Origin of the sequence: Enterococcus eurekensis (assembly GCF_042654605.1) — a bacterium.
Taxonomy (GTDB): Bacteria; Bacillota; Bacilli; order Lactobacillales; family Enterococcaceae; genus Enterococcus_I; species Enterococcus_I eurekensis.
The window spans coordinates 21,600-28,749 of record NZ_JBHSGT010000062.1 but is presented as its reverse complement, the minus strand read 5'-3'; the positions used below and the strand labels follow the sequence as shown (position 1 = coordinate 28,749).

Below are 7,150 nucleotides of genomic sequence, written 5' to 3'. Positions count from 1 at the left end.
CGACCTCCAAAAGTTAGATTTTTAGGTCTAACTTTTGGGGGTCGGCTCACACACTGGAGGTTTTGATTATCCGTAAAACTTAGAAGAATACGATCGCGATAATTATAAAAATTTCTGTAACCATAAGCAATTCGTTTAATCAGCTTGATTTTATTAATTGAACCTTCCAAGGAACCGTTGCTTAAGGGGGATTGGAAAGTGTTTTTAATTCGTGGTAGGTGTTTCTTTAAGGTAAGAATGGACGTCTCCATACTAGGTGAAAGCTCGTGTTTTTTCGTCATCAAAATGAGGTCTTTAAACCCTTCATAATCGTTTTTCTTTGAACAATAAAGTAAGTCTTGATAAAGTTGATAGGTCTCTTTTAATTGAGAATTAAGGCTCAATAAATAATCCATAATTTCTGTTTCCGTTATCACTTTCTTAAAGAGACGATGATAGTGGTACGTTTGGTAATCTAAGTCATTGGATTCTTTTAGAAAGAGTTTCCAGTATTGCTTTAATTTTCGATAGTCTTTCGCTACACTCGGCGAAGCCGTGCGATATGTATTCATTGTTTTAATTCTTGTGACGTTGAGTGCGCGATTGATTAGTTGAACGAGATGAAAACGATCAATGACGACGGATGCATTCGGAAATAATTCTTTCACAAGTTTAAAATAACCGGCATTCATATCGACGACAATCGCTTTTACCTTTAACCTTTCTTTTAAAGAGTATCTTAAAAAATGCTCTTTAATCGACTTCGAGAAGTTATCGATTAATATATCAATGATTTTATGTGAGGAAGCATTTGAATAAATGAAGCTATATTTCCCCTTTTTATTTTTAGTCGATGTGAACTCATCAAAACAAAGGGTTTCAGGTAATGATTTGAATTGATTTCTTTGTTCCTCACCAGCTTTTCGAAGGATTCGTATGACTGTCGTGCTAGAAATGGCATGTCGCTTAGCGATATCCTTAAAAGAGGAGGCATCAGACAGCTCAAAAAGTACGGACTGCTTCAAACGACGTGCAATAAAACAATGCTTTTCAAATTCCAATGATTCCGCTAGGAAACTCGCTCCACATTGACGGCATAGGAAACGCTGTTTTCTTAAAAAGAGGTAGGTAGGGTATCGAGTGTGGCTAATCCATTTTATTTTCGAGAGCATAAAACCATTCTTTACAATCGAGTGATTGGTGTTCCCCTTTTTACATTCCTTACAACCCTCTGGCTGGTAGGTGAGCTTTGCGTGATAAACTTTTGATTTTCTGCCTTTTATCACAAGTTCCTCACAAAATAAATGATCAAAAGTAATATTTTTATCTTTTAAATCAATGCTTTTTCGTATACAATCGTTATGAGATATAAGAATCATCCTTTCAAAATGTGGTGTCGATACTATCATTTTAACGGAGAAATTCTTATGTTTCTATTTTTTTCTAAAAAAATAGATGTGAACGAATTTCTTCATCCACATCAAAAATTATACAGCCCTAATCTTAAGAATGATAGAAGGTAAAAGCTGAGTTTGGCTTTTACCTTTTTTGTTATAAATAAGGCTAAAATAGAATCTTCTTTTATATGGAATCAATAGAAAATGTAGCAATCGCAAGGAACACGTGATAAAATGGAATGAAGAAACTTATCATACTTAACTTGAATAAGAATTGAATTAAAAGGAGATATACGTTGTAATGGCCAATTTTTTTAAGAATTTAATTGAAAACGATAAAAAAGAATTAAAGCGCCTTGACGAAATGGCGAATAAAATTGAATTGCTAGCAGATGAAATGAGCGGGTTATCAGATGCTCAATTACAAGAAAAAACAAATGAATTTCGTACACGTTACCAAAACGGTGAGACTTTAGACGAATTATTAACCGAGGCTTTTGCAGTGGTTCGTGAAGCGGCAAAACGTGTTTTAGGGTTATATCCATACCATGTACAGTTAATGGGTGGAATTGTTCTACATGACGGAAACATACCTGAGATGAGAACCGGTGAAGGAAAAACTTTAACAGCAACGATGCCGGTTTATTTAAATGCATTGACGGGCGAAGGAGTGCACGTTGTAACGGTCAATGAATATTTGGCCACACGTGACTCAACAGAAATGGGTGAGTTATATAACTTTTTAGGAATGACAGTTGGCCTAAACATCAACTCAAAATCTTCAGAAGAAAAGCGTGAAGCGTATGCTTGCGATATTACTTATAGTACCAATAACGAACTAGGTTTTGATTACTTACGTGATAACATGGTGGTTTACCGAAATCAAATGGTGCAACGCCCATTAAACTTTGCCATTGTCGATGAAGTCGACTCAATTTTAATTGATGAAGCACGTACACCTTTAATTATTTCAGGACAAGCAGAAAAATCAACTGCCCTTTATGAGCGAGCGGACAACTTTGTTAAACGCTTAAAAGCCGATGAAGATTATAAAATTGATATTCAATCAAAAACAATTACATTAACCGAAGCTGGAATTGAAAAAGCAGAAGAAACATTCGCTTTAGATAACTTATATGATATTGAAAATACGGCATTGACTCATCACTTAGATCAATCGTTGCGTGCCAATTATATTATGATAAGAGACATTGATTATGTCGTTCAAGAAGGCAAAGTTCTTATCGTTGACCAATTTACTGGACGTATTATGGATGGCCGTCGATATTCAGATGGATTACACCAAGCAATTGAAGCCAAAGAAAACGTTGAAATTGAAGATGAAACCAAAACAATGGCTTCAATCACTTTCCAAAACTTCTTCCGTATGTATAAAAAGCTTGCGGGGATGACTGGAACAGCTAAAACAGAGGAAGAAGAATTTAGAGAAATTTATAATATCCAAGTGATTCAAATTCCAACAAACCGTCCAATTATTCGTGATGACCGTCCTGATTTACTTTATCCAACTTTACAAAGTAAATTTGTCGCTGTTGTCCAAGACATTAAAGAGCGTTATCGTAAAGGACAACCTGTCTTGGTTGGTACGGTTGCTGTAGAAACTTCAGAATACTTATCTGATTTATTAAATCATGCAAAAGTTCCGCATGAAGTCTTGAATGCGAAAAATCATTTTAAAGAAGCTGAAATTATTTTAAACGCTGGACAAAAAGGCGCTGTTACCATTGCGACAAATATGGCTGGTCGAGGAACAGATATTAAGCTCGGTTTAGGTGTAGCGGAATTAGGTGGCCTAGCTGTAATCGGTACGGAACGTCATGAGTCTCGTCGTATTGATAATCAGTTACGTGGACGTTCTGGACGTCAAGGAGATCCTGGTGTTTCACAATTCTACTTATCATTAGAAGATGACCTCATGCGTCGTTTCGGTTCTGATCGAATCAAAGCCTTTTTAGATCGTATGAATATTGATGAAGAAGATAGTGTGATTCAAAGTAAAATGTTAACAAAACAAGTTGAATCGGCTCAAAAACGCGTTGAAGGTAACAACTATGATACCCGTAAAAATGTTTTACAATATGATGACGTAATGCGTGAGCAACGTGAAGTAATCTATCGTCAACGTCAACAAGTCATTATGGAGACAGAAGACTTATCACCACAATTAATGGGAATGGTTCAACGTACAATTGATCGAGCTGTTGATGGTCATGTCTCGCTTGACGCTAATACATTGAATTACGAAGGAATCGTCGATTTTGCCGGCGGTGTCTTAGTCCATGAAGATAGTATTTCAGTCGCTGACTTAGAAGGTAAAACAGCTGATGAAGTCAAAGCGTATCTATTAGCAAGAGCACAAGAAAAATTTGACGAAAAAGCTTCTCATTTAAATAGTCCAGAGCAATTACTGGAATTTGAAAAAGTCGTTATTTTACGTGTAGTTGATGCGAAGTGGACAGATCACATCGATGCAATGGATCAATTACGCCAATCGGTTGGCTTACGTGCATATGGTCAAAACAATCCATTAGTTGAGTATCAAACAGAAGGATATTCAATGTTTGAAGCAATGGTCGGTGCGATTGAATATGATGTGACTCGTTTATTTATGAAAGCTGAGATTCGTCAAAACGTTCAAAGAGAACAAGTCGCTCCCGTAGAAGAAAAAATGAATGCACCAGTTGCAAATCAAGAAGCGTTTGCTCAAGTTGGACGTAATGATTTGTGTCCATGTGGCAGCGGGAAAAAATTCAAAAACTGTCATGGCAGAAACAAACTAGTATAAAATCAAATTGCTAGGGCAGGGAACTGTCCTAGCTTTATTTTTGAAGCAAAGGCATTCAATAAAAAAGAAAGAAGGAATTACAATGGAATTAGCAGAAATCCGTCACCAACTTGCGGACTTGAACCAAAAAATTATTAGCTTTAGGGGGTCTCTTTGACTTAGATCGTCTAGAAGAAGAAATTGCTGAAGTTGAACATCAAATGAGTGAACCAGGATTTTGGGATGATAGTATCGCTGCGCAAAATGTGATTAATACCCACAATGCCAACAAAGATACTTTCGGACGTTTCCATCATTTAGAAACAAAAATCGAAGAGCTGGAATTATTATTAGAAATGGTTCAAGAAGAGCCTGATGGAGAGACGGAAGAAGAATTAGTCAATGAAATTCAGTCGTTAACGGATGAAATGAATTTGTATGAATTGTCTTTATTACTAGACGGACCGTACGATCACAACAATGCGATTATCGAATTGCATCCAGGTGCGGGTGGAACGGAGTCTCAAGATTGGGGCAGTCTTCTTTTAAGAATGTATCAACGTTGGATTGATCAGCAAGGATTTAAAATGGAAGTACTCGATTATCAAGATGGTGATGAAGCTGGAATTAAGAGTGTAACCTTACTTGTTAAAGGTTACAATGCTTATGGTTATTTAAAATCAGAAAAAGGAGTACATCGTCTTGTACGGATTTCACCTTTTGATTCTGCTAAACGGCGTCATACTTCTTTTTGTTCCGTGGATGTCATGCCAGAATTAAACGATTCAATTGATGTAACGATTCATTCAGATGATTTGAAAGTCGATACGTATCGTGCCAGTGGTGCCGGTGGCCAGCATGTTAATAAAACGGACTCTGCTGTTCGAATTACGCATATTCCAACTGGGATTGTTGTAGCGAGTCAAGCGCAACGGTCACAATTAAAAAATAGAGAACAAGCGATGAGTATGTTAAAAGCGAAACTGCACCAATTAGAAGTTGAAAAACAAGAACAAGAGGCTGCTTCAATCCGTGGAGAACAATTAGAAATTGGCTGGGGTTCACAAATTCGTTCTTATGTCTTCCATCCTTATTCAATGGTTAAAGATCATCGAACGAATTATGAAACTGGAAATATTCAAGCTGTAATGGATGGCGAGATTGATGGATTTATCGATGCCTACTTAAAAATGCGATTAAATGGCAATAATGCTTAAAAATGATTGAAATGCAATCAAATTGTAATGTTATGAAAGCTTATTGAAACATAGCAATGCTATAATATGCCAGTACGAACAAAAAAGGTGGAGAGATAAATATGATAGAAATGCAGGATGTAATGAAAAAGTATTCAAATGGTACAACTGCGATTCGTAATCTTTCGGTTTCAATTGAACAAGGCGAATTTGTTTACGTCGTTGGCCCAAGTGGCGCTGGAAAATCTACATTTATTAAATTAATGTATCGTGAAGAAAAAGCCACAAAAGGCGTGTTAAACGTTGCGGGCTATGATTTGCTGAAAATTAAAAATAAAGAAGTTTCAAGCTTGCGACGTGAAATCGGAGTCGTTTTCCAAGATTACAAATTGTTACCAAAGAAGACGGTCTATGAAAATGTTGCATACGCAATGCAAGTAATTGGGCGCAAACCACGTGAAATTAAAAAACGCGTGATGGAAGTCTTAGACTTAGTGGGTCTTAAACATAAAGTCCGTGTATTCCCAAGTGAATTATCTGGTGGGGAACAACAAAGGGTATCCATTGCTCGAGCAATTGTTAATATGCCCAAAGTATTGATTGCCGATGAACCAACAGGAAACTTAGACCCTGAAAATTCATGGGAAATTATGAAACTAATTGACCGTATCAATGCTCAAGGAACGACAATTGTGATGGCAACTCATAATAGTACGATAGTCAATACTATCCGTCATCGTGTTATCGCGATAGAAAACGGTCGAATTATTCGTGACCAAGTAGAAGGAGAGTATGGATACGATGATTAGAACTTTTTTTCGACATGTATTAGAAAGTATTAAAAGTTTGCGACGTAATGGTTGGATGACCGTATCATCTATCAGTGCCGTTGCTATTACCTTAACTCTGCTTGGCATTTTCTTAACGATTATTTTAAATACAGTCAAGTTAGCTGAGGATATGGAAAATAACGTTGAAGTGTCGGTTTTTATTTCTTATGGAACAACGAAAGAAGAGCAAGATGAGCTAGAGAAAAACTTAAAAGCAATCCCGCATGTGGCCTCTGTTGAGTTTTCAAGTCAAGACGATGAGTTAGACCGTGTAAAAGAGTCTTATGGTGATGTTTGGGGTTTATTTGAACAGGATAATCCATTACTAGATGTTTTCATCCTGCAAGCTGAAGAACCTCAATATGTAAAATCGATTACAGAAGAAGCTAAGAAATATAAAAAAGTTGTACATAAAGCAACTTATGGTGAAGATTTATCGGACAAGATTTTCAATATTGCTGAAGGGGTACGAACTTGGGGCTTGATTGGATCAGGTTTACTCTTGTTTGTCGCAATGTTCTTAATATCAAATACGATTCGAATTACGATTTTATCGAGAGAACGAGAAATTCAAATTATGCGTTTAGTTGGTGCCAAAAATGGTTATATTCGCTGGCCTTTCTTCTTAGAAGGTGGGTGGATTGGTTTACTAGGAGCCATTCTTCCAATCGGGTTGATTATTTTTGGTTATCCAGAAGTTTATCGGGTTTTAAACCCTGTCTTGTTACGTTCAAACTATAGCTTATTACAACCAGGACAATTTATGATACAAATCAGTGCAATTCTTGCAGTATTAGGTATCTTAATTGGTTCATTAGGCTCAGTTATTTCAATGCGACGTTTCTTAAAAGTATAATTTCTTGAAAAGCAGCTGCTAGTCAGTTGCTTTTTTTGTTGAAATAAAAAAAGGAATTAAATTATAATAGACAATCAAAATTAAGTATGTAAAAATAAATAGAAAGA

At 36.3% G+C, this 7,150-nt stretch carries 5 protein-coding genes; 4 read left to right on the top strand and 1 reads right to left on the bottom strand.

The window, feature by feature from the left end; all coding sequences use genetic code 11:
* Positions 1-1,358: ISL3 family transposase (locus ACFO3L_RS10245; protein ID WP_379966991.1), on the bottom strand; the 1,358-nt coding region annotated here is incomplete at its 3' end.
* A 319-nt stretch (positions 1,359-1,677) separates the two neighbouring features.
* Between ACFO3L_RS10245 and secA the strand changes: the two genes are divergently transcribed.
* The 4 genes from secA (at position 1,678) to ftsX (ending at position 7,043) form a co-directional block, all read left to right on the top strand.
* Positions 1,678-4,182, top strand: a complete 2,505-nt coding sequence (gene secA / locus ACFO3L_RS10240; protein WP_379966988.1) for a preprotein translocase subunit SecA — start codon at positions 1,678-1,680, stop codon at positions 4,180-4,182.
* Between the two features lie 82 nt (positions 4,183-4,264).
* A protein-coding gene (gene prfB, locus ACFO3L_RS10235) for a peptide chain release factor 2 (RefSeq protein WP_379966985.1) occupies positions 4,265-5,378 on the top strand; the annotation gives its coding sequence in 2 pieces (ribosomal slippage) (positions 4,265-4,336 and positions 4,338-5,378; 1,113 coding nt in all).
* Between the two features lie 101 nt (positions 5,379-5,479).
* The gene (ftsE, locus tag ACFO3L_RS10230) at positions 5,480-6,166 is read left to right on the top strand and encodes a cell division ATP-binding protein FtsE (protein ID WP_379966982.1); all 687 of its coding nucleotides are present in this window, start codon (positions 5,480-5,482) and stop codon (positions 6,164-6,166) included.
* Positions 6,159-7,043 (top strand): permease-like cell division protein FtsX, encoded by an 885-nt coding sequence (gene ftsX / locus ACFO3L_RS10225; protein WP_379966979.1) that lies wholly within the window; start codon positions 6,159-6,161, stop codon positions 7,041-7,043. The genes ftsE and ftsX overlap by 8 nt, the downstream gene beginning before the upstream one ends.
* The last annotated feature ends 107 nt before the right edge of the window (positions 7,044-7,150 follow it).

Excerpts from the sequence above, each read along its gene's own strand:
- secA (WP_379966988.1), top strand. The coding sequence starts at position 1,678 with ATGGCCAATTTTTTTAAGAATTTAATTGAAAACGATAAAAAAGAATTA.
- ftsE (WP_379966982.1), top strand. The coding sequence starts at position 5,480 with ATGATAGAAATGCAGGATGTAATGAAAAAGTATTCAAATGGTACAACT.
- ftsX (WP_379966979.1), top strand. The coding sequence starts at position 6,159 with ATGATTAGAACTTTTTTTCGACATGTATTAGAAAGTATTAAAAGTTTG.